Here is a 23,517-nt window from a genome sequence, read left to right as displayed (position 1 = left end):
TTCATCCGATCACCCCCTGCTGCGACGGAGAGTCGGTAATCGCCGAGCCCGCCGCGTCGTCCGAATCGAGCCGGTCGAGCGCCTGCTCGGCACGCAGGCGAACCCACAGCTCCCCGTCGCCGCGCAGCCGCTGCAATTCGGGCAGGGCCTCGCGCAGGCCGAGTTCGACCGCGGCCGCGATCGCCTGGAGCCGCACCGCGGCGACCGGGTCGGCAAATGACCGGACGATCCACTTGGCCGCGGCGGGATGGCCGAGCTTTCCGGCAGCGCGCAGCGCCGCACAGCGTATTTCGGATTCGGGATTGACGGCAAACCCGGCGAGCAGTTCGATCATGCTCATGTCACCCGACCAGCCGAGCGCGTCGATGATCCTGGCGCGCCAGTCGCCCGGCAGGTCGTCCTCGAGCAGGAGGACCATCTGCTCGGGATAGAGCGGCGCGGTCGCCCGCAGGAGCGCGACGTCGAGCCTGGTGGGCGCGCGATCGAGCGCGTGGAGGATGCGCAGCGTCTCGCGCGGCGGCGGAAGCGCGCCGTTGGCGCCGAGCGCAAAGGCCGCCTCGAGCCGGACGCGCAGGCTCTTGTCGTGCGCCATCAGCTGGCGCAGACGCGCGATGCAGACCTCGCTCCCGAAGCGCTGGAGCAGGTGGATCGCATTGATCCGCTCCGCACCGTAGAGACTGTGCGAATTGCGGATGGTCTGCGCGAGCACCCCGTCGAGCTCGGCGATCTGGAGCAGGCGCTTGCGTTCGCCGCCGCGCAGCAGCGGCAGGATGCGACGGATCGCGTCCAGCCGGATGCGGCGCGACCAGTCGGTCTGGTCCTCGACCCGCTGCCCGCTGACCCGCTGGAGGTAGCTGCGGGTGATCGCGGTGGCGCGCCGGTCGCGCTTGGCCTTGTTCCGTTCGGACAGGAACCGGCGCAGCACGAGGATCGTGAACAGCACGAAGATTCCCGCGGCGAGGATCGCGGTGCCGATAATGACGGAATTGAAGCCGTTCATCGCGCACCTCCGAAGCGGTAGGTGAGGGCGATCGTGCCCGACAATCGGCGATAGCTGTTCTCGCGATCGTCGTAGCTGGTCGCGGCGGTGAGCGCGACGCGGTCTGCGAGCGGGAGGGTGAGCCCGACCGCCGCACTTCGGAGCTGGCGCACCCCGTCGGCCTCGACGTCGGGATAGCTCGCGCCGATGGCAAAGGCCGAAGGGCCGTTGGAGGGGTGGTAATCGAGGCGTAAGTATCCGCCGAGGCGATAGCCCTCGCCGCCGCCGAAGAGGTTGATCGCGCGCCCGGTCACCGCAAGGCCCCGCCAGAGATCGAATCGCAGGCCGGGCTGGAGCGCCACGATCGAACCGGTCACGTATTCGGCGTAGCGCAGGTCGATCGAGGCTGCGACGCGATCGGTCGCGGCGATCTCGCCACCTGCCGCGAGGCTCCATTCCTCCCGGAAATCGGCCGAAGGGACCGCGGTCGCCGCAACATAGAGCAAGCCGTTGCCGATCCGATGGTCGAAGCGGCCCGAAAGCTGGGTGTCGACCGGTCCGCGATCCTCGCGTTCGAGGCCGAAGGTCAGCGTGTTGGCGCGGCCCGCGTCGACCGCGATCGCGACGCTTTGTCCGGTCCAGGTCTGGCCGGCGCGATTGGCGAAGGCGATGTCGGAAACGCTGCCGGAAACCGCCAGCGACCGGAGGCGGACGCCATCCGCCCGGGCATGGCGGGCGAGGTTGTCGCGCAGGGCCGCAAGCTCGGGATAGTCGGGATCGCGCACGCCGATTGTGTCGACGGCGTCCTGCGCGGCGGCGAATTCCCCCCGCCAGTAGAGGATGTAGGCCCGCGCGAGCGCGACATCGAGATCGCCCGGCGCGAGTGCCGCAGCGCGGTCGATCCGCGCTTGGGCCTGAGCAAGATTGCCGGCTCCGGCTTCGATCATCGCGAGCCGGCGCAACAGATCCGGATCGTCCGGCGTGGCGGCGAGCAGCGCGAGCAGGATGCGTCGGGCCGTGGCGAAATCGCCGGCCTCCCGCGCCTCTCCTGCTGCATCGAGCTGCGCCGTACGCGTCGCCGCTGCGTCCTGCGCGGCGATCGGCAGCGGCACCGCGGCAACCAGCAGCGCGGGCAAGGATCGCGCGAGTTGCCTCACGAACGCCCGAGCAGTCCCGAAATGCGGACCAGCAATTCCTGCGGGATAAAGGGCTTGGTGAGGTATTCGGCCGCGCCGCCCTTGAGTCCGGCAACGATATCGGCCTCGCTGTCGCGCGCGGTCAGCATCACCACCGGAATGTCGCGCAGCGCCGGATCGGCCTTGAGTTCGGCCAGCACGTCGGGCCCGGAAATGATCGGCATCATCGAATCGAGGACCACCAAAGCAGGCAGATTGGCGCGGGCGGCTTCGAGCGCCTGCTCGCCATCGCTTGCCACGGTCACCGAATGGCCGGCCCCTTCGAGGCGAAACTTGAGGATTTCGACGAGGATGGGGTCATCGTCGGCAATCAGGATATTGGCCATGTTTCGCTCCAGACTTGGGCCCTTGATAGGAATTGGTGGTAAATACCCATTTAACGGGGCTCCTGGCCGGACCTTGCACGGGGACTACGTGCGAACCGCTCATTCGGAGGCGGATTGTTCGGGAATGCCCGCGAGTTTTTCGCGCATCGTCTCGAGCAATGCGCGGCCCTCGCTATCGTCCCGGGTATCCAGCAGCAATCGCTCGTGCTCGCGGCAGCTTTCGCCGAGCCGGGCCTGGCCGAAATAGGCGGCGACCCCGGCGATTTGGTGCAACAGGCCGGCGATCTTTTTCTTCTCGGCGTCGCTCGGGCGATCCTTGTCGAGAATGTCGTCGATCGCTTCGATGGTCGCGGCCTTGCGATCCTCGAACATGCTGCGCAGCCGCGGATCGGTTTCCTCCTCGATGCTGTCGTCCGCGCCCGATACGGGCGGTTCGACCCGCGCCGACCAGCGCGCGATCGCCGTGCACAGGTCCTTGAGCCGCAGCGGCTTGGCGAGATGCGCTTGCATGCCCGCCGCCTCGCAGCGCTGCATGTCGTCGGCATAGGCATTGGCGGTGACCGCAAGGATCGGCAGCCTGGACGCTTCGAACCCCGCCTCGCGGATCGCGCGCGTCGCCTGCAGCCCGTCCATTTCCGGCATCTGCATGTCCATCAGGACCAGGTCGTAGGGCCGGCCCTCGTTGTTGGCGCGCGTGACCGCTTCCACGGCTTCGCGGCCGTTGCGTACGAGTTCGCAATCGTGACCGGCTCTCGAGACCATCGCCATGGTCAGTTCTTGGTTCACCGGGTTGTCCTCGGCGACGAGGATGCGCAGCGCGATGCCATGGCCGCAATGGCCGTCGGGCTCCGGGGTCGACCGCGTTGGTATCGCTTCGGTGCTTTCCTCGAGCGGCAGCGACAGGGTAAAGGCCGAACCGCTGCCCGGCTCGCTCTCAGCGCGCAATTCGCCGCCCATCAACTCGGCGAGCTCGGCGCTGATCGGCAGCCCCAGCCCGGTGCCGCCATAGCGCCGCGCGGTGGTGTCGTCGGCCTGGGTGAACTTCTCGAAGATGCTGTCGAGCCGGTCGGCCGGAATTCCGATGCCGGTGTCGCGCACGGTGACGAAGATGCGGGAGGCATCGTCCGATTGCCGCTGACTGACCGTCGCCGAGATCTTCACCTCGCCTTCTTCGGTGAATTTGAGTGCATTGCCGACGAGGTTCAGCACGATCTGGCGAAAGCGCATCTTGTCGACCAGCACCATGTTGGGCAGCGACGGATCGATCTCGAGCTTGAGCGGCAGGCCCTGCGCACGGGCCACCGGTTCCATCAGGCGCTGGCAGCCGAGCAAGGTGTGCCTGAGATCGGTCGGCTCGCTGACGACCGCCATCTGCTTGGCCTCGATCTTGGCAAAATCGAGCAGGTCGTTGAGCAGGCGGAGCATGGCATTGCCCGAATCCGCGATCATCTGCAGGCGGCGTTTCTGGGCCGGGTCCTTCTCCTCGCTCAGCGCCAGTTCGGTAAACCCGATCACGCCGTTCATCGGCGTTCGGATCTCGTGGCTCATATTGGCGAGGAAGCTCGATTTGGCCTTGTCCGCAGCGCGTGCCTCGACGAGCGTCTCGGTTAGGCGCTCGCGCATCACGGTTTCGTCGGTCCGGTCCATCATGACCCCGAAGACGGTCTTCGCATTCCCGCTTCGGTCGAAGCCGACTCGCCCGATCACCTCGACATGCAGGGTCCTCCCGTCAGCCGTCACGAGGCGGGCCTCGAAATTGCACGACTGTCCTGTCGCGAACGCATGATCGATTGCCTCTTCGGCCATCTGACGATCATCGGGGTGATAGAATGCGAAGGCTTCTGCGAGAGTGGGTGCGCTCCCCGGCTCGAGACCATGGAGGCGGAAGACCTCGTCGGACCATTCGATCTCTTCGCCTTCAAGGTAGATCTGCCAATGGCCGATATGGGCGGTGGCCTCGGCCATTTCGAGCATGCGATTGCGTTCGGCCAGTTCCGCCGTCGCCTCGTTGACCTTGCGCACGACATGACTTTCGCGGCGCAGGAAGATTGTCAGCAGGATCCCCAGCAGCACCGTGATCAGCAACCCGCTCGCCAGCGCGAGCAGCGGCGCGCTCGATGCGTAGCGCTGTTCGAACGGAGCGAGGCTGGTCCAGCGCAGCGTGACCGGCTGGCCTGCCAACCGCATCGAACGACGTAGCTCGAACCGCGGGCTGGCGCCGGCTGCACCGGTGGCGAAAAGAAGCTTGTCGGTGTCCGGCCAATCGCCGTGATAGACTTCGAGCGCGAACTGCTCGCCCTGCCTCGGGGTCAGCGAGGCGAGCAGTTCCTCGGCGACGAGCGCGGCATAGACCCACCGCCCGGTGGGCTCTCCTTCGGCATCGTAGACCGGCAGGATCAGCAGGAAGCCGGCGCCCTGTTTCTCGTCCTGCACCAGCACGATCGGTCGGGTGAGGACCGGATTCCGGCTGGATGTCGACAAGGCAATCGCTTCGCGCCGCCCTTCCTCGAAGGCGAGGTCGAGCCCCAACGCGGCGAGATTGCTTTCGAGCGGTTCGATCCGGTTGATGACGAAATGCTGGTCGCGCTCGACCCGCGGATGGACTTCGAAGCGGTTACCGAACTCGCGTGCGAACTCGGCGCGGTAGGCGGGCAGGTCCTCGGCGGCCACGGCTTCGAACATGCCGAAGCCGCGCATGCCCGGATAGGCGCGCGATATCTCGAGCCTGTCGATGTAGGTCCGCCATTCTGACGGCGTGATGTCGTTATCGACCGTGGCCAGGGCGGCGGCGCCTTCGAGCGCGCGCTGGTATATCTGGAGTCGGTGGCCGAGCGCCTCTTCCGTATCGGCAGCCATCGCCGCGAAATTGCTGCGCGCCTCGTCGTATTCGTTCACCGAGATGAAGCGCCAGACATAGAAGGTGAGCAGCAGCACCGCGACGAGGCTGATGGCGATCAGCGAACTGGCCCCCTGTAGCGAGCGCCCGCGCCAGCGCACATCGACCGGCGATCGTACGGACAGGAGCAGGATCGGCATGATCAGGATGACCCCGAGCAGGTCGCCGAAATACCAGGTTACCCAGTTGTCGAGGGCCATTCTGCCATCGATCGCTCCGGCGGCGAGCAGGGTCGTGACTCCGATGGTCGGTGCGATGATGCAGGGGAGGATAACCACCAGCAGCGTCGACCCGGCCAGCCGGCGCAGGCTCGAAAGCTCGAATCCGTCGGCGAACCGCCGCGCCATCTGGAGGCCGGCGATCGCCTGGAGCGTGGCCCCGACACCGAGCGATGCGGCGATCGCGACGACGGGCCCGACGTTCTCGAAATTGACCGAGCTTTCGAGCCCGGTCATGAAGTTGAACGCGAAGGATCCCAGCCAGATTCCCGGCCAGAGGCTGTTGCCCCGGGCCAGCAAGGCACACAGCGCGATGCCCGAGGCGGGCCAGATGATGGTCGCATAGCCCGGCGGAACCGCGAGCGATTTCCCGATCAGGCCGGCGACGAAGTAGAGCACGGCCAGCAAGGCGATGTCGCGCACGGTCCGGGGACGGAAAAACCGTCTCACGCCCCGCAGGTCCGCTCCCGAGCTCCTCTGCGACATTGGATTTCCGTGCAATGGTGGTGTGTTCGAGTTGGGGGCGGTGATAGGAATTCAGGGTTAATAAGTGTGAAACGCCCGCCTACTCGCTTTCGCTAGCCTCGCCCTGGCCGGCCGCCCGGCCCGTGACGGCGCGCCCGGAATTGCTTGGGCTTGATGCCGTGCCGGGCGAGCTTGTCGTACAGCGTCTTGGTCGGCACCTTGAGGAGGGCCTCGGTGTCGGCCACGCTGCCATCGGTCTCGCGCAACGCGTCTTCGATCAGTCGCCTCTCGAACGCGGCGACCCTCTCGCGCAGGCCCTTCGAAGCCGGCTCGGGCACGTCCGCCCCGGCTTCGAAGCCGAGCCCCATTACGATCCGTTTCGCAAAGGCATCGAGCTCGCGCAGATTGCCGGCCCATTCGTGCGCGTGGATGAAATCGAGCACATTGGTGCCGATCGGACCGCTCTCGGTCTCGAAGGCCCGTTCGTGGCGGGCCAGGAACAGGCTAAGGAATTCGGCGATGTCTTCGCGCCTCTCTCCGAGCGAGGGAACCTGCATCTCGACCGGCCCGCTGCGGTGCAGCCACGGGGGATCGGCCCCGTCGCTGCCGGCGGCGGCGATTTCGACGATGCGGAGGTCGACCCGGCGCCTGCGGTCAGCCCCGAGAGGCTGGATCGTCCGCCCTTCGATGAAGCTGGCGAGGCGCGCGCGCAACGAATCGTCGGCGACATCGATCTCGTCGAGCACGAGGGTTCCGCCGCGCGCCCGCTCGATCAGTCCGGTATGCGACAGCCCTGCGGCGGGATCGCGCCCGAACAGCAGCAATTCGGCGTCTGGATGGAGCGTGGTGCCCGCATCGATCGTCACTAGTGGGCGCGCTCGCCGGGGTCCGAGCTCGTGCAGCACGCCTGCGATGAAGCTCTTGCCCGAGCCCGCCGGGCCCCTGATCACGACGTCGACATCGGTCTTCGCCACCGCCGCCACCAGGCTCCGGAGGCGCTCGCTCGCGGGCGAAACGCCCGGGATCGCCTCCGATCTGTCGTAACGGGCGCGCAGGGCTCGGTTCTCGAGTACCAGCCTGCGATGCGCGGCGGCGTGCGCGATCGACGCGACGAGACGTTCGGACGAGAACGGTTTGGCGAGGAAATCGAACGCACCCTTGCGCAGGGCGTCGACCGCCATGTCGACATCGCCATGCCCGGTAACGAGGATCACCGGGATCGCGTCGTCGATTTCGCGCAGGTGGGCGAAGAAGGCGAGACCGTCCATGCCGGGCAATCGGATGTCGCTCACGACGACCCCGCCGAATTCGCCATCGATCGCGTCGATCGCCTGGTCGGCGCGGGCGAAACGCCTGACTGTCGCGCCTTCCAGTTCGAGCGCTTGTTGCGTCGCCCGGGCGAGTTCCGCCTCGTCCTCGACCAGGTAGACGGGGATTGAATCGAGCATCGTCATGCGCGCGGCACTTCGATCACGAACCGCGTCCCGGCCTTGCTCGGTTCGTACAGCAGGTCGCCTCCGAGATCCTCCATGATGTCCCGCGAGATCACGAGCCCGAGCCCCAATCCGGCCGTCTTGGTCGTGGTGAAAGGATGGAACAGGCGATCGACGACCGCTTCATCGAGCCCGGGGCCATCGTCGGACACCGCCAGCAGGCAGGATTCGGGTGTCGTGGAAATGTCGATCGTGATCCGTCCGCCGCTCCCGATCGCGTCGAGCGCATTCTGGAGAAGGTTCACCAGCACCTGTTCAAGGCGGACGTGCTCGCCAAGGACCTCGACTTCGCGTTCTTCCCCGCCGGGCAATGCAATCGCGATGTCCTGGCTGGCGATCCGGTCGTTGAGCAACATCAGCGCGCCGTCGATCACCTCGCCGATCGGCATCGGCTTCAGCTGGCGTGTCCCGCGGCGGCTGAAGCGGAGCAGTTCCCCGGTGATCGCGCCGATCCGGTCGGCGAGGCCCGAAATCAGCTCGAAATTCGACTTCGCGCTCTCGGCGTCGCCCCGTTCGAGCAGCTTGGTACCGTTTTCCGCATAGACCCGCATCGCCGCGACCGGCTGGCGGATCTCGTGGCTGATCCCGGCGCCCATCTGGCCGAGCATGGCGAGCCGGTTGGCCTGCGACAGCTGTTCGCGCAGCAAGCCGGTGCGACGTGCGACATCGAGTTCGCGCGCATGGTGCCGACGACGCATCAGGTAGAGCACCAATCCGCCGAGCATCGCGAGCAAGGCGATCGCCAGTGCCACCGCCAGCCGTCCCCGCTCGACCGCGTTCGCGACTTCGCCGGATGAATCGACCAGCAGGTGCATGACCCACCCGCTCGGCGCGATCGCGATCCGTCCCTCGTGCAGAGGGACCGATACCACCCGTTCGAACCGATCCGCGATGTCGAGCAGCGGGAAACTGGCAACCCCCACCGTCCGCAGGTCCTCCGCGCGATCGCGGGTTTCGGTCGCGACCGGGGCGAGTGCATGAAAACGCCAGTCTGGATCGGAGCCGATCAGGACGATGCCGTCGCCATCGGTAACGTAGACCCGCTTGCCCGATTCCCGCCAGCTCTCCTCGAGGCCATCGAACTCGACCTTGAGCACGACGACGCCGAGCGGGTCGGTGTAGTTGCCGATCCGCTTGGCGATATAGAGGCCGGGACGACGGCTGACCGTGCCGAGCGCGAACTGGGTGGCTTCGCCGAGCAAGATCGCCCGCCGGAAATATTCACGAAAGGCGTAATTGGAGCCGACGAAGCTGTCGGGGCGGGCGTGGTTGCTCGAGGACAGCGTCTCGCCCCGTTCGTCCATCAGGTAGATCACCGCGGCCTCGGTCTGGCGGGCAAGCGATTCGAGGCGACGATCGAGCGAGGCGGCACGGAAGCGCTCGCCACGCATCAGCGCGATCACGTCGGGATCCTGCGCCAGTACCGGTGGCACGAGGCTGTATTTCTCCAGCTCGCTCTCGAGCCCGGCGACGAGGATCTCGGCATTGCCGGTCGTGCGACGTTCGGCACCATCGATCGCCGTACTGCGCATGACGCGGTCGACGGCGAGCATCGCGAGCAACCCGCACAGGAGCAGGGCCGCCGCCGCGATGGCCCAGCCGTGCAGGCGCGTTCGGTTTGCCATGGAGCCTCTCCCGAAAGGCGTTGTGCGGGAATCCGCAAAAGCGGCAATCAAATTTTGCGGTTTGCCGGAAAAATCGCGCGGCCATGTCAGGTAAGCTTCGGAAAAAACGACAGAAAAAAATATCGCTCAGGAATTCGTCGACTCTCCGCTGGCGTCGTAATTTCCCTTCAAGGCCGCCCGGGAGTGCGGCGTGGGGAGAGGAAAATGTCGATTGCGTCCGCCCGCGATTCGAGTGCGGCCGCGCCCGCTGCGCGCCAACCGCTCTATCGCAAGCTCTATTTCCAGGTCGTGGTCGCGATCGTGCTCGGGGCGATCCTCGGCGCGGTTTCGCCCGAACTGGGCGCATCGCTCAAGCCGCTCGGCGACGGCTTCATCAACCTCGTCAAGATGATCATCGCGCCGGTGATCTTCGTCACCGTGGCGACCGGCATCGCCGGGATGAAGGACATGGGCGCGGTCGGCAGCGTGGCCGGCAAGGCGTTCGTCTACTTCCTGTTCTTTTCGACCCTCGCGCTGATCGTCGGGCTGGTGGTCGCGAATGTCGTCCAGCCGGGCGCGGGGCTCGACATCGATCCCGCCTCGCTCGATGCCGGCGCGGTTGCGAACTACGCCAGTACCGCCGAGGAACAGACCATCGCCGCGTTCCTGCTCGGCATCATCCCGACGACCTTCTTCAGTGCGGTCACCAGCGGGTCGATCCTGCAGGTCCTGCTGGTGGCGATCCTCGCAGGGATCGCGATCGCCGCCACACGGCCGCAAAGCGATCTCGTGTTCGACGTGTTGGCCTCGTTCAGCGAGGTCATCTTCAAGCTCGTCCACATGCTGATGAAGCTCGCCCCGATCGGGGCATTCGGCGCGATCGCCTTCACCATCGGCGAATTCGGGCTCGGCTCGCTCGCGAACCTCGCCGCGCTGGTCGGGACGTTCTACCTCACCTCGCTGCTGTTCGTGCTCGTGGTGCTCGGCACGGTCGCCTGGATGGCGGGCTTCTCGATCTTTTCGCTGATCAAGTATCTGCGCGAGGAATTGCTGCTGGTGCTCGGCACCTCGTCGTCCGAAGCCGCGCTGCCGAGCCTGATGGAGAAGATGGAGATCGCCGGCTGCCGCAAGTCGGTCGTCGGGCTGGTCGTGCCGACCGGGTATTCGTTCAATCTCGACGGGACCAACATCTACATGACGCTGGCCGCGCTGTTCATCGCCCAGGCGGTCGGCATCGACCTATCGCTGGGCGAACAAATCACGCTGGTGCTGGTCGCGATGATCAGTTCGAAGGGCGCGGCGGGCGTGACCGGGGCCGGCTTCGTGATCCTTGCCGCGACTCTTTCGGTGGTGCCCTCGGTTCCGGTGGCCGGGATGGCGCTGATCCTCGGGATTGATCGCTTCATGAGCGAATGCCGGGCGCTGACCAATTTCGTCGGCAATTCGGTCGCCACGATCGTCGTCGCCAAGTGGGAGGGCGCGCTCGATCAGGAGCGGCTCGCGGCAGCGCTCGGGGGCAATCCGCTGCCCTTGCCCGAAGAGGATATCGAACGCCACGAACGAACCGGGCCGCATAGCGAGATGCTTGCCGGCGATGCGGGAGAGGCGGCGTGATCGATCGGCGCCAGGTGCTCGGTGGCGGGCTGGCGCTCGCCACGATGGCGCACACACGCGTTGCGATGGCAGCTCCGACGCACGACGTAGAAGAGATCGCGCTGTGGCCCGGACGTCCGCCGGGGAAGGGCGGCCCGAGCGGCCCCGAGAGGATCGGAGGCGAGGGTGCCGGTTACGGGGCGGTGTCGAACATCTCCCAGCCGCGCATGCGGGTCTACCGCCCCAACCTGCCCAACGGCCGGGCGGTGATCGTATGCGGCGGCGGCGGCTATTTCCGTATCCAGTTGTGGAAGGAAAGCACGCCGGCCGCCGAATGGCTGCGCCACCGCGGCTACACCGTGTTCGAGCTGCTTTTCCGCCTGCCCAATGACGGGTGGGAGGCGAGCGCACTCTTCGCCGACGCGCAGCGCGCGATGAAGATCGTCCGGACCCGCGCGTCCGAATTCGGGATCCGCCCCGACGCCATCGGGATCATGGGATTTTCCGCCGGTGGCCACCTCGCGGGCTACACTGCGCTCAGGCCTGAACACGAACTCTATGCCGGGAACGACCGATACGAAGCGGCGAGTGCGCGGCCCGATTTCGCGGTGCTGCTGTTCCCGGTCGTGTCGCTGCGCAAGCCCTACGACACCACCCGCACCCGCCGTGAGATCATCGGCACCGACCCGTCGCGCGCGGCCGAGGAGGCGTGGTCGCTAGACACCCACGCGCACGGCCAGGCGCCGCCGACCATCATCTTTTCCGCCGCCGACGATCCGATCACCCCGCCCGGACACGGCATCGCGCTGTTCCAGGCGCTGGTGGCCAAGGGTGCGCGCGCGGAACTGCACATCTTCGAGGAGGGCGGCCACGGCTGGGGCCTCGGCTCCTCGGACCAGATCATCAATCAATGGCCCGCGATTTTCGAAGCCTGGATCGACAGGCGCAGCGGCCAGCGAACAGGGAAGGGAGAATAGAAATGCGTAAACAGGGAATGGGACGTTTCGTCCTGCTGGCCACCACCAGCATCCTCGCGGCGACCACCACCGCCATGGCACAGGACGCCACTGAGACACCGCAGCAGCAACCCCCGCAGGAAGCGAGCGAGAGCGACGAATCCGCCGTCACCGCGGACAACCGGGTGGTGATCACCGGGACCCAGATCCAGGGTGCGCAGATCAACGACGTGCTCCCGGTCACCGTGCTCGACGAGCAGGCGATCGAGAACACCGGTGCAGCCTCCGGCGACGAATTGTTCCGCTCGATCCCGCAGCAGGGGACCGTGGCCTTCAACGAACAGAACGCCACCACGCAGAACAGTGCGCGCGGCGATGTCGGCTCGGTCAATTTGCGCGATCTCGGCACCGGCAACACGCTGCTGCTGATCAATGGGCGCCGCATGACGCTCCACCCGGGGTTCCAGACCGAACTTCTGGTGCCGGTGGTCAGCGCCGACACCAACGAGATCGCGCCGGGCAGCGTGCGCCGGCTCGAAGTGCTACGCGACGGCGCCTCGGCGATCTACGGCGCCGACGCCGTGGCCGGTGTGATCAACACCGTGCTGCGGGGCAATCTCAGCGGCGGGTTCCTCGAAGGCGACTATCGCGTCTCGGACGGCACCAGCCTCTACAGCTACCAGATCAGCGGCGGCTACGGCTTCGACTTCGGCGGCGGGCGCGGAAACGTCACGCTCTATGGCGGCTATTTCCACGAAAACGGCATGCTCGCGTCCGAACGCCGCTATGCCGAGGAAGAGGATCGTCGCCCGCTGGTCGCCGGCACCGATTTCGAAGGGGATGCCTCGTTCAACAATCGCAACACCTTCGGGCCGTTCGGTCAGTTCGACATCCAGGCACCGTCCAACCGCACGCCGCTCGGCGATGACGACTTCTACCTCCAGCCGGATACTTTCCCGAGCTGCCGCCTCCAGTTCGGCCCCGGGCTGTGCGGTCGCGCCGGAACGACGCCCACCACCGACGTCCGCTACAACACCAACACCGGCAACCACCTGATCAGCGAGAAGAACCGCTATAACGCGCTCGCGCTGATCAATTACGAGCTCAGCGACAATCTCGAGGCCTATTTCGAGGGCAGTTACTACCGTTCGGAAAACCGCCGCAATATCGAGGCTTCGGCGATCCTCAGCGCGGTCCCGGTCGGGATCTCGCGCGATGCCTATTACAACCCGTTCGGCCCGACCACGCGCAACGGCCAGCCCAATCCGCAGCGCCTGCCGGGTACGACCATCGCCGCTGGCGGCGCGGATGTGATCATGGAGCGCTATCGCTTCGTCGATGTCGGCAATCGCGACGTCTCGGTAGACAAGGATTCGTATCGCCTCGTCGCCGGCCTGCGCGGCAATCTCGGCGCGTGGGATTTCGATACCGGCTTCCTCTATTCCGAAGCCGACACGCTCGACCTCGCGCGCAACCGCGTCTCGCTCACGCTGATGCAGCAGCAGATCAACAAGACCACGCCCGATGCCTACAACCCGTTCAACGGCGGCTGCGTCACCGGTGACCCGGGCAAGGGCGATTGCACGCCCAACCCGTTGAGCTCGATCGATCCGTTTCGCATCGACGTGTTCCGCAAGGGCGGCACCAGCCTCGCGCTGGGCGATTTCAAGCTCAGCCGCGACGACCTGATTGCGCTGCCGGGCGGCGATATCGGCGTGGCGGCCGGGGTCGAGTGGCGCCGCGAGACCTTTTACGACGATCGCGATCCGCGGCTCGACGGGACGATCACCTTCACCGACAGCGTGACCGGCGAATTCAACGGCAGCGACGTCGCGGGCACCAGCCCGTCGCCCGACACCAATGGCGAGCGCAATGTCTACTCGGCCTTCGCCGAGATCTTCGTGCCGCTGGTCAGCGAGGGGATGGACGTGCCGCTGGTCGAGGAACTCAACCTCCAGCTCGCGGGCCGGCTCGAGCATTTCGACGATATCGACGAAACCGCGATCGTTCCGCGCGTTGCCGCCTCCTGGACCACCGTGCCGGGCGTGACGCTGCGCGGCGCCTGGTCGCAAGGGTTCCGCGCGCCGAACCTCGTCCAGGTCAATGACGAGGGCACCACCCGTTCCAACACGCGCGACGATTTCGTGCAGTGCCAGGCGCAGGTGATCAAGGGCGTGATCCCGAGCCTCGGTTCGTGCGCGGGCGCGGGTGTGATCTCATTCCGGTCGGGGACCGACGAGCTCGTTCCCGAGGACAGCACCAGCATCAATCTGGGCGTGGTGCTCGAGCCCGGGTTCATTCCCGGCCTGACGCTGACGGCGGACTACTGGCGTGTACGGCAGACCGGGCTGGTCGGCACGTTCGGGGACGACAACGCGATCGCGCTCGACCTGCTCCGCCGCCTCAACGGCAGCACCAACCCGAACGTGGTCCGCCTCGCGCCGACTGCCGACCAGATCGCGCTGTTCGCCGGGACCGGTCTCGACGCGGCAGGCAGCATCGACTTCGTCAACGATCCCTATCTCAACCTCGACAGTCGGACCTCGAAGGGGATGGATTTCGGGCTGTTCTACAACGTTCCCGATTTCGGCCTCGGCAGGTTCCGGGTGCGGTTGAATGCCGCGCGGCTGATCAGCTTCGTTCAGGATGCAGGCCCCGACGGGCAGGAAATCCTCGACGCGGTGGCGGCGGGCACACTGCCGCTCGACGTGACGGTCGGCGGGCTGGGCGAACTGCTCGAGGTCGAAGGCCGTCCGAAATGGCGTGCCAGCGGTTCAATCAACTGGGAGCAGGGCCCGGTCGAAATCGGTCTCTACGGCCAGTATGTCGGGATGGTCTACGACACCAGCGTCGTGCGCGACAATTTGATCGCGTCGGAAGACCCGAACGCGAACTTCTTCCCGGTCGACGAGTGGTTCACCATGAACTTCTCGATCGCCTACACGATCGAGGATACCGACACGCCGCTCGACGACACGCGCTTGCGCTTCGCGATCAACAATTTGTTCGATGAATATCCGCCGCTGGCAGACGAAACCTATGGCTTCTTCAGCGAGCTCCACAGCGCGCGGGGACGGGTGTTCCATATCGAGCTGCGGAAGAAGTTCTGATAATGCGGGCAACCATGCAGCGGTTGCCCGCCATCATTTTGGCCAGCATGCTGGCGGGGGCGTGCGTCGCCACGCCCCCGCCGGTTGTGCAACCAGCCGACGCCCGGACCAATGCGCTCGCCTGCCGCAGTGCGAGCGTCACCATTGCTTTCGATTTCGAGGGTGCATCGCAATCGCGTTGCACGATCGAGGACGAACGGGCCTTTTCGATCCTCGTCTCGCCCGAACACGCCCCGCCGATCAACCCGAGCGCTTGGTACGCCTTCCGCTACGAGGCTGCGCCCGGACCGGACGTCGCGATCACCCTGCGCTATCTCGATTCCGAGCACCGCTATCGGCCGAAGCGCGAGGTCGGCGGCGAATGGCAATTGCTCGAGACCGAAGTGGCGGAGGATGACCGGTCCGCGCGCTTCACCTTGCCGCCCGGAGCGGGCGTCGTCGCCGGGCAGGAAATCTATGCCGGTGTCCGTTACGCCGCCCTGATCGAGCGGCTCGATCGGTCGAACCAGACCAGAAGGGTAGTCCTTGGCCGCAGCCACGAGGGTCGCCCGATCGATGCGCTCGAGATCGGCGATGCATCGGCGCCGAACGTCGTCGTCCTGCTCGGCCGCGCGCATCCGCCCGAAGTGACCGGCGCGCTGGCGATGGAAGCCTTCCTGGTCCGCCTGGTCGAACTGGTCGAGGCGGGATCGCTCGAAGGTCGGGGCATTCGCTTCCTCGCGGTCCCGTCCCTCAATCCCGATGGGGTCGCGCGGGGACACTGGCGGGCCAATCTCGGCGCCACCGACCTCAATCGCGACTGGGGCCGCTTCGCGCAGCCCGAGACCCGCAGCGTGAAGAGCTGGCTCGACTCGCTCCCCACAAACCATCGCCCGATCGCGCTGGTCGATTTCCATTCGACCCAGCGCGACGTCTTCTACACGATCCCGCCCGAACTCCCGACCGTTCCTGCACAATTCACCGAACGCTGGCTCGATGCGATCGGCGCGCGGGTGCCCGAATTCGAGGTCCGGCGGAGCCCCGGACACACCAGCGGCAGCGGCGTGGCGAAGAACTGGTTCTACGAAACCTACAGCATCCCTGCCGTCACCTTCGAGATCGGCGACGAAACCGATCGCGACCTGATCGCCAAGGTCGCCCGTGCGGCCGCCGAGGCGATGATCGAGCGGTTGGTCGAGGCGGACCTGACCGTGCCGGGCGAATAGGCGAAGCCCCGGACCCGCTTGCCGACGCCCCCGGCGCGATTGCGATTGTTCCCGCCTAATGTCGGTGACAGCCCCGATTGACCTTGAATTCGATTGCGCCTGCGCGCACTCATGGCGGCGTGGAGAGAGGTGGGAAGAGATCGAGAAGCGTCGCGATTTGCGGCGGCGGGCCGGCGGGGCTGTATGCCGCGATCAGCCTCAAGCTGCGCGATCCCGATTGCGCGATCACCGTGTTCGAACGCAACCGTCCCGACGATACCTTCGGCTGGGGCGTGGTGTTGTCCGAGGAAACCCTTGAAAACCTAGCGGCCAACGACTCCGTCAGTGCCGCCGCAATTCGCGACCACTTCGCCTATTGGGACGATATCGCGGTGGTGCGCGGCGACAGCCGGATCGTGTCGACCGGGCACGGTTTCTGCGGGATCGGGCGCCAGCGGCTGCTGACGATCCTGCAACAGCGCGCCTTGGAACTCGGCGTGGAAATGGATTTCGAGAGCGAGGTCGAGGACGTCGCCTCCATGATGCGCGAATATGATCTCGTCATCGCCGCCGACGGGGTGAATTCGCGGGTTCGCGAACGCTTTGCCGAGGTCTTCCGCCCCGAGATCGAAATGCGCGCCAACAAGTTCGTCTGGCTCGGGACGCACCAGAAGTTCGACGACGCATTCACCTTCATTTTCGAAGAAACCGAGCACGGCTGGGTGTGGGCGCACGCTTACCAGTTCGACGACGACACCGCGACCTTCATCGTCGAGTGTAGCGAGGCGACGTGGGACGCGTTCGGCTTCGGCGCGATGGATCGCGAACAGTCGGTCGCGACCTGCGAGGCGATCTTCACCGATCATCTCGGCGGGCATGCGCTGATCTCGAATGCGAAACATCTGCGCGGCGGAGGCTGGCTCAGCTTCCCGCGCGTGCTGTGCGAGCGCTGGCACCATGAAAACCTCGTCCTGCTCGGCGATGCCGCGGCGACCGCGCATTTCTCGATCGGCTCGGGGACCAAGCTGGCGATGGAAAGCGCGATCGCGCTCGCCGATCTGCTGCAGGACGAGCCCGACCTCGAATGCGCCTTCGCAACCTATGAGGAGGAACGGCGGGTCGAGGTGCTCAAGCTGCAATCGGCGGCGCGCAATTCGTGCGAGTGGTTCGAGGAGGTCGAGCGTTACCTCAAGCTCGAGCCGATGCAGTTCGCCTATTCGCTGCTGACCCGTTCGCAGCGCATCAGCCACGAAAATTTGCGGCTGCGCGATGCGCGCTGGCTCGGCGAGGCCGAAGGCTGGTTCCATCGCCAAGCGGGCAGCAATGCCACGCGCGCGCCGATGTTCGCGCCGTTCCAGCTGCGCGGCATGCATCTCGCCAATCGCGTCGTCGTCTCGCCGATGGCGCAGTACAAGGCGGTCAATGGCTGCCCGACCGACTGGCACTTCGCGCATTATGCCGAGCGCGCCAAGGGCGGGGCGGGGCTCGTCTATACCGAGATGACCTGCGTCAGCCCCGAGGGGCGGATCACCCCAGGTTGCCCGGGGCTCTACGCGCCCGAACACGAGGCGGCGTGGAAGCGGCTCACGGATTTCGTCCATGCCGAGACCGGGGCGAAGATCTGCGCCCAGCTCGGCCATTCGGGGCCCAAGGGTTCGACCCAGCTCGGCTGGGAGGAAATGGACGCGCCGCTGGCCGAGGGAAACTGGCCGCTGCTTTCCGCTTCGGCGGTGCCCTGGTCGGATCGCAATCAGGTGCCCAAACCCATGGACCGCGCCGACATGGACATGGTGCGCGATCAGTTCGTCGCCGCTGTGCAGATGGCAGAGCGCGCGGGATTCGACATGATCGAGCTGCACATGGCGCATGGCTATTTGCTGTCGAGCTTCATTACCCCGCTGACCAACTGCCGCGACGACGAATATGGCGGGAGCCTCGAAAACCGCATGCGCTTCCCGCTCGAGGTGTTCGCAGCGGTGCGCGCCGTGTGGCCCGAGAGCAAGCCGATCTCGGTGCGCATCTCGGCCAATGACTGGGTCGGCGAGGAAGGGGTGACGCCGGAAGAGGCGGTCGCCATCGCGGCGATGCTGCAGGAGGCGGGCGTCGATATCTGCGACGTGTCCGCGGGCCAGACCTCGACCCGCGCCGATCCGGTGTATGGCCGGATGTTCCAGACGCCGTTTTCGGACCGCATCCGCAACGAGACCGGCATGGCGACGATGGCGGTCGGCAATATCTACGAGCCCGACCACGTGAACTCGATCCTGCTGGCGGGGCGTGCGGATCTCGTCTGCCTCGCCCGCCCGCATTTGAGCGATCCCTACTGGACGCTGCACGCGGCGGCCGAGCTCGACGACCGGTCGGTGGCCTGGCCCGACCCCTATCTCGCCGGGCGCGACCAGCTCTACCGGCTGGCGGAGAAGGAACGGCTTGCAGCGGAGGAATTCAAGGCATGATGATCGACGGTGCCCATGCACTGGTAACGGGGGGCGGCACCGGGATCGGCGCGGCAATTGCGCAGGCGCTGGCCGACCAAGGCGCGAAGATCACGCTGCTCGGGCGGCGCGAGGCGCCGCTGCGCGAGGTCGCTGACAGCATCGGCGCGCAGGCCTACGTCACCACCTGCGACGTCACCGATCCCGCGCAGGTCGCCACCGCATTCGCGGCTGCGCGCGAGCGGCATGGTGCGATCGACATCCTCGTCAACAATGCCGGGGGCGCCACGACCGCCCCGTTCGCCAAGCTCGAATTCGAGACCTGGCGCAGCACGATGTCGGTCAATTGCGATGCCGTGTTCCATTGCACCAGGGAAGTGATCGAGGCGATGGTGGAGGCGGGCAGCGGACGGATCGTCACCGTTGCCTCGGTCGCGGGGCTTCACGGCGTCGCCTACGCCTCGCCCTACAGCGCGGCCAAGCACGCGGCGGTGGGGCTGATGCGCTCGATCGCGCTCGAGATGGAGGGCAGGGGCGTCACCGCCAACGCCGTCTGCCCCGGCTTCGTCGATACCGACATGTTCGCCCGCTCGGTCGCGACGATCCGTGAAAAGACCGGACGCAGCGCCGACGAGGCGCGCGCCGAACTGGCCCGGCTCAACCCGTCGGGCCGCGTCATCACCCCCGAAGAAGTCGCCGCCGCCGTGGTGGAACTGGTCCGGTCGGACCGGAATGGCGAAGCAGTGGAGATCGCATGAACCCCGAAACCTACCAGCCCGAGCATTTCCAGTGGGACTACGCAGACGGCGTCGCCACGATCACGCTCAACCGGCCCGAGCGCAAGAACCCTCTGACCTTCGAAAGCTATGCCGAGTTGCGCGATACCTTTCGCGCGCTGTCCTACGCCGAAGCGGTGAAGGTCGTGGTGGTCGCGGGCGCGGGCGGGAACTTCTCCTCGGGCGGCGATGTCCACGAGATCATCGGTCCGCTGACCGAGAAACCGATGCCGCAATTGCTCGAATTCACCCGCATGACCGGCGACCTCGTCAAGGCGATGCGCGGCTGCCCGCAGCCGATCGTCGCCGCGCTCGACGGGGTCTGCGTCGGCGCGGGCGCAATCATGGCGATGGCGAGCGACATGCGGCTGGCTACGCCCGAGACCAAGACCGCCTTCCTGTTCACCCGCGTTGGGCTTGCAGGTTGCGACATGGGTGCCTGCGCGATCCTGCCGCGGATCATCGGGCAGGGCAGGGCATCCGAGCTGCTCTATACCGGCCGCGTGATGAGCGCCGAGGAAGGCGAGCGCTGGGGCTTTCACAACCGGCTGGTCGATGCGGGCGACCTGCTCGACGAAGCGCGCAAGCTTGCCCGCTCGCTCGCTGCGGGGCCGACCTTCGCGCACGGTATCACCAAGACGCAGCTCGCGCATGAATGGAATGTCGGGATCGATACCGCGATCGAGATGGAGGCGCAGGCCCAGGCGATCTGCATGGCGACCAAGGATTTTCGCCGCGCCTTCGAGGCCTTCGCGGCCAAGGAGAAACCGGTCTTCGAAGGGGACTGACCATGGAGCTACTTCCGTCCGGCCACAGCGACAGCTTCGCGCGCGACAATCTCCCGCCATTCGAACAATGGCCGGAGCTGCTGCTCGACGGGTTCGATTATGCCGAGCGGCTCAATGCGGGGGTCGAACTGTGCGACCGGCTGGTCGACGAGGGGCATGGCGACCGCATCGCGCTGATCGGCAATGGCCGGTCGCGCACCTACAAGGAACTGGCCGACTGGTCGAACCGGATCGCACGCGCGCTGGTCGAGGATTACGGCGTGGTGCCGGGCAATCGCGTGCTGATCCGCGGGCCCAACAACCCGGCCTTGGTCGCCTGCTGGCTCGCCGCGACCAAGGCCGGCGCGGTGGCGGTCAATACCATGCCGATGCTGCGCGCGGGCGAATTGTGCAAGATCGTCGACAAGGCCGAGATCGGCCTTGCTCTGTGCGATACGCGCAGCCTCGACGAAATGGTCGCCTGCGCCAAGGATTCGCGCTTCCTCGAAAAGGTCGTCGGCTTCGACGGGACCGCCAATCACGATGCCGAGCTCGACCGCGTTGCGCTGTCCAAGCCCGTGCGGTTCGAGGCGGCGGACACCTCTCAGGACGACGTCGCGCTGCTCGGTTTCACCTCGGGCACCACCGGCGAACCCAAGGCGACGATGCATTTCCATCGCGACCTGCTGATCATCGCCGATGGTTATGCGAAGGAAGTGCTCGGCGTGACACCCGGCGATATTTTCGTCGGCTCGCCTCCGCTGGCCTTCACCTTCGGGCTCGGCGGGCTGGCGATCTTTCCGCTGCGGTTCGGTGCGGCCGCGGCGTTGCTCGAACAGGCGAGTCCGGCCAACATGGTCGAACTGATCGAGACCCACCGCGCGACGATCAGCTTCACCGCACCGACCGCCTATCGCGCGATGCTCGCCGCGATGGACGAAGGCGCCGACCTCTCCTCGCTCCGCCTCGCCGTGTCGGCGGGCGAGACGCTGCCCGCACCGGTATGGGAGGAATGGGAGCGCAAGACCGGCACACCGATCCTCGACGGGATCGGGTCGACAGAATTGCTGCACATCTTCATCACCAACCGCCCCGACGACCGCGCCCCCGCCTGCACCGGGCGACCGGTCACCGGCTATGAAGCGCGCATCGTCGACGACGAGATGCAGGACGTGGCGCAGGGAGAAATCGGTCGCCTGGCCGTGCGTGGACCGACCGGTTGCCGCTACCTCGCCGATGCGCGCCAGGCGGAATACGTCCGCGAGGGCTGGAACCTGACCGGCGACAGCTTTCGCCAAGGCGAGGACGGGCGCTTCCACTTCGCCGCACGATCGGACGACATGATCATCTCGTCGGGCTACAATATCGCGGGGCCCGAGGTCGAAGCGGCGCTGCTGTCGCATCCGGACGTCGCCGAATGCGCGGTGATCGGCGCGAGCGATGCGGAGCGCGGGCAAGTGGTCGAGGCCCACGTGGTCGTCGCCGCAGGCGTGGCACGAGACGAAGCGACCGTTGAGCGCTTGCAGGAGCACGTGAAGGCCCGGATCGCCCCCTACAAGTACCCGCGCTCGGTGGTGTTCGTGGATGGCTTGCCCAAGACCACCACCGGCAAGATCCAGCGCTTCCGCCTGCGTGATGATAGATAGGGACGAGATGATGCACGAGACGATCCATCCCGAAGGCTGGGCTCCGGCGCTCGGCTATGCCAACGGTATCGCGGCCTCCGGGCGCACGCTCTATCTCGGCGGCCAGATCGGCTGGAATGCGCAACAGCAATTCGAGAGCGACGATCTGGTCGACCAGTTCCGGCAGACCCTCGAGAACATCGTGACGATCGTCGAAGCGGCCGGGGGCAAACCCGGGCACCTCGTTTCGATGACCTGGTTCATGACCGATCTCGAGGACTACACCGCGCGCCTGAAGGAGATCGGGCGCGCCTATCGCGGCGTCATCGGCAAGCACTTCCCCGCGATGGCGGTGGTCGAGGTGAACCGCCTCGTTGAACGCCGCGCAAAGGTCGAAATCCAGGCGGTCGCGGTTTTGCCGGACTAGCGGAGCTTGGCCCGGGCCATCGCTGGGGCAGCCAATCGATCAGAATCACCATGTCCCCCGCCTTTCTTGCCGCGGGTATTTGCGTCTCTGACTGGAACTTGGGTAAAAATTAACTCGGGATCGGCATAACCGGGTATCGCAGCGAGGGCCTTACGCGGGCCGAATTGGCAAGCGAACTGGCGGGCACATGAAACAGGGCAGTATCGGGCGAGAAGTCCTCGATTTTCTGGCGGGCAATCTGCTCGACCCGACGCCGCTGAACTATCGATTCGGCTACCTCTACCTCACCCGCATGAGCAAGGTGATCGTCGAGGAGACCGACTTCAATATCGAGAACGGCCTGCGCTTGCGGCAGGACACGATCATCGAGATCATGGGCAAGCATGTCGAGGCGTCGGACGATCCGGCGGAACGGCTCGCGGCCCGCGAAGAGGCGGTCGACGTCTACCTCAGCGCCGCGGGCGAACTGGCCCGCGAGACGCAGCAGCAGGCCGACGATCTGGGCATCGATATCGCCGAGGAAAGCCAGACGATCCGTGACGGCGCGCAGGGAGATGATTTGAAGGCGGCGATCCGTCGCATTCTCGATCGTGCGGCCGAAGCCGAGCGCGAACTGGCCGATTCATCGACCCGGATCGAGCGCCTCCAGCGCGATCTCGACGAGGCGCGCAACAAGGCCCTGGTCGACGAACTCACGGGCATCCCGAACCGTCGCGCCACGCGCGCGAAGCTGAAGCACCTAGAAGTCGACAAGGTGCGATTCAGCCTCGCCATCATCGACATCGACCATTTCAAGGCGATCAACGATACTTACGGCCACCCGGTCGGCGACCGTGCGTTGAAACTGGTCGCCAACGCGTTGACCGAATCGCTCGCGCCATGGTCGGTGGTGCGCTGGGGCGGCGAGGAATTCCTCGTGATCGCCGAGACGCCCGACGCCGCCAAGCTCGCCGACAAGGTGCGCGAGGCGAAAGACGAGCTTGCCGGTCGCAAACTGAAGCTGCGCGAGACCGACGAACCGATGGGCGCGATCACTTTCTCTGCCGGCGTCGCAGCCAACATTTCCAGCACCGACGAGACGCTCAAGCAGGCCGACCGTGCGCTGTATGATGCCAAGAAAGCCGGTCGCAACCAGGTGCTGGTCGCGCAGGAGTCCGAGCAAGTCACCGCCGCCGCCTAGAGGACGCCGCGCCCGGCAGGGTCCGGACCGTAGCGCGGCCGAGGCTCATCGGGATTTCGTGCGGGAAGCAGTGGTGCCGCTTACTGGACTCGAACCAGTGACCCCATCATTACGAATGATGTGCTCTACCAACTGAGCTAAAGCGGCGCGGCCCGCGCCTGCCGATCGGGCATTGCGGGCGAGGGCGCGCCAATAGCGTCGTGTGCGCCACGCGGCAAGCGTAAAGCTGGGGCTCTCCAAAAAGCGGTTGACCTGCGCTTGCTCCCCACTAGATGTGAAGCAACTGT

General features: G+C 66.2%; 16 protein-coding genes and 1 tRNA gene. 10 read left to right on the top strand and 7 right to left on the bottom strand.

What is annotated here, in order from left to right:
* Position 1: 1 nt before the first annotated feature.
* From IEW49_RS10960 to IEW49_RS10935, 6 genes are all read right to left on the bottom strand, one after another.
* A complete protein-coding gene (locus tag IEW49_RS10960; RefSeq protein WP_188642686.1) occupies positions 2 to 1,000 on the bottom strand; it encodes a HEAT repeat domain-containing protein in 999 nt (332 codons plus the stop codon).
* Positions 997 to 2,136 (bottom strand): YaiO family outer membrane beta-barrel protein, encoded by a 1,140-nt coding sequence (locus IEW49_RS10955; RefSeq protein ID WP_188642685.1) that lies wholly within the window; start codon positions 2,134 to 2,136, stop codon positions 997 to 999. The genes IEW49_RS10960 and IEW49_RS10955 overlap by 4 nt, the downstream gene beginning before the upstream one ends.
* Positions 2,133 to 2,501, bottom strand: a complete 369-nt coding sequence (locus tag IEW49_RS10950; protein WP_188642684.1) for a response regulator transcription factor — start codon at positions 2,499 to 2,501, stop codon at positions 2,133 to 2,135. The genes IEW49_RS10955 and IEW49_RS10950 overlap by 4 nt, the downstream gene beginning before the upstream one ends.
* A 99-nt stretch (positions 2,502 to 2,600) precedes the next feature.
* Entirely contained in the window at positions 2,601 to 6,038 is a 3,438-nt protein-coding gene (locus IEW49_RS10945; RefSeq protein WP_229658173.1) for a CHASE domain-containing protein, read from the bottom strand.
* Between the two features lie 155 nt (positions 6,039 to 6,193).
* Entirely contained in the window at positions 6,194 to 7,528 is a 1,335-nt protein-coding gene (locus IEW49_RS10940; RefSeq protein WP_229658172.1) for a sigma-54-dependent transcriptional regulator, read from the bottom strand.
* Positions 7,529 to 7,530: 2 nt separating this feature from the next.
* On the bottom strand, positions 7,531 to 9,198 hold the full coding sequence (locus tag IEW49_RS10935; RefSeq protein ID WP_188642681.1) for a sensor histidine kinase: 1,668 nt from the start codon (positions 9,196 to 9,198) through the stop codon (positions 7,531 to 7,533).
* 204 nt (positions 9,199 to 9,402) lie between these two features.
* Between IEW49_RS10935 and IEW49_RS10930 the strand changes: the two genes are divergently transcribed.
* From IEW49_RS10930 to IEW49_RS10885, 10 genes are all read left to right on the top strand, one after another.
* Entirely contained in the window at positions 9,403 to 10,791 is a 1,389-nt protein-coding gene (locus tag IEW49_RS10930) for a dicarboxylate/amino acid:cation symporter (protein WP_188642680.1), read from the top strand.
* On the top strand, positions 10,788 to 11,747 hold the full coding sequence (locus IEW49_RS10925; protein WP_188642679.1) for an alpha/beta hydrolase: 960 nt from the start codon (positions 10,788 to 10,790) through the stop codon (positions 11,745 to 11,747). Before IEW49_RS10930 ends, IEW49_RS10925 begins: the two co-directional genes overlap by 4 nt.
* A gap of 2 nt (positions 11,748 to 11,749) precedes the next feature.
* Positions 11,750 to 14,836 carry a TonB-dependent receptor plug domain-containing protein gene (locus IEW49_RS10920; protein ID WP_188642678.1) on the top strand — a complete coding sequence of 1,029 codons (3,087 nt, stop codon included), beginning with the start codon at positions 11,750 to 11,752 and terminating at the stop codon, positions 14,834 to 14,836.
* 14 nt (positions 14,837 to 14,850) lie between these two features.
* Positions 14,851 to 16,041: a M14 family metallopeptidase gene (locus IEW49_RS10915; RefSeq protein ID WP_188642677.1), complete on the top strand. Its 1,191-nt coding sequence runs from the start codon at positions 14,851 to 14,853 to the stop codon at positions 16,039 to 16,041.
* Positions 16,042 to 16,160: 119 nt separating this feature from the next.
* Positions 16,161 to 18,476, top strand: coding sequence for a bifunctional salicylyl-CoA 5-hydroxylase/oxidoreductase (locus IEW49_RS10910; protein WP_188642676.1), 2,316 nt, complete (start codon positions 16,161 to 16,163; stop codon positions 18,474 to 18,476).
* A complete protein-coding gene (locus IEW49_RS10905; RefSeq protein ID WP_229658171.1) occupies positions 18,473 to 19,213 on the top strand; it encodes an SDR family NAD(P)-dependent oxidoreductase in 741 nt (246 codons plus the stop codon). Before IEW49_RS10910 ends, IEW49_RS10905 begins: the two co-directional genes overlap by 4 nt.
* Positions 19,210 to 20,019, top strand: a complete 810-nt coding sequence (locus IEW49_RS10900; protein ID WP_188642675.1) for an enoyl-CoA hydratase family protein — start codon at positions 19,210 to 19,212, stop codon at positions 20,017 to 20,019. The genes IEW49_RS10905 and IEW49_RS10900 overlap by 4 nt, the downstream gene beginning before the upstream one ends.
* A 2-nt stretch (positions 20,020 to 20,021) precedes the next feature.
* Positions 20,022 to 21,644, top strand: coding sequence for a benzoate-CoA ligase family protein (locus IEW49_RS10895; protein WP_188642674.1), 1,623 nt, complete (start codon positions 20,022 to 20,024; stop codon positions 21,642 to 21,644).
* Positions 21,634 to 22,050 carry a RidA family protein gene (locus tag IEW49_RS10890; protein ID WP_229658224.1) on the top strand — a complete coding sequence of 139 codons (417 nt, stop codon included), beginning with the start codon at positions 21,634 to 21,636 and terminating at the stop codon, positions 22,048 to 22,050. Before IEW49_RS10895 ends, IEW49_RS10890 begins: the two co-directional genes overlap by 11 nt.
* A gap of 187 nt (positions 22,051 to 22,237) precedes the next feature.
* On the top strand, positions 22,238 to 23,230 hold the full coding sequence (locus tag IEW49_RS10885) for a GGDEF domain-containing protein (protein ID WP_188642673.1): 993 nt from the start codon (positions 22,238 to 22,240) through the stop codon (positions 23,228 to 23,230).
* 71 nt (positions 23,231 to 23,301) lie between these two features.
* On the opposite strand, the gene IEW49_RS10880 is transcribed toward IEW49_RS10885, so the two are convergent.
* Positions 23,302 to 23,377 (bottom strand) — tRNA-Thr (locus IEW49_RS10880).
* Positions 23,378 to 23,517 lie beyond the last annotated feature (140 nt).

It is taken from the genome of Pseudoblastomonas marina (assembly GCF_014641655.1).
Taxonomy (GTDB): domain Bacteria; phylum Pseudomonadota; class Alphaproteobacteria; order Sphingomonadales; family Sphingomonadaceae; genus Alteriqipengyuania_A; species Alteriqipengyuania_A marina.
The sequence above is the reverse complement of the archived record's forward strand: the minus strand, read 5'-3'. Positions and strand labels throughout refer to the sequence as shown.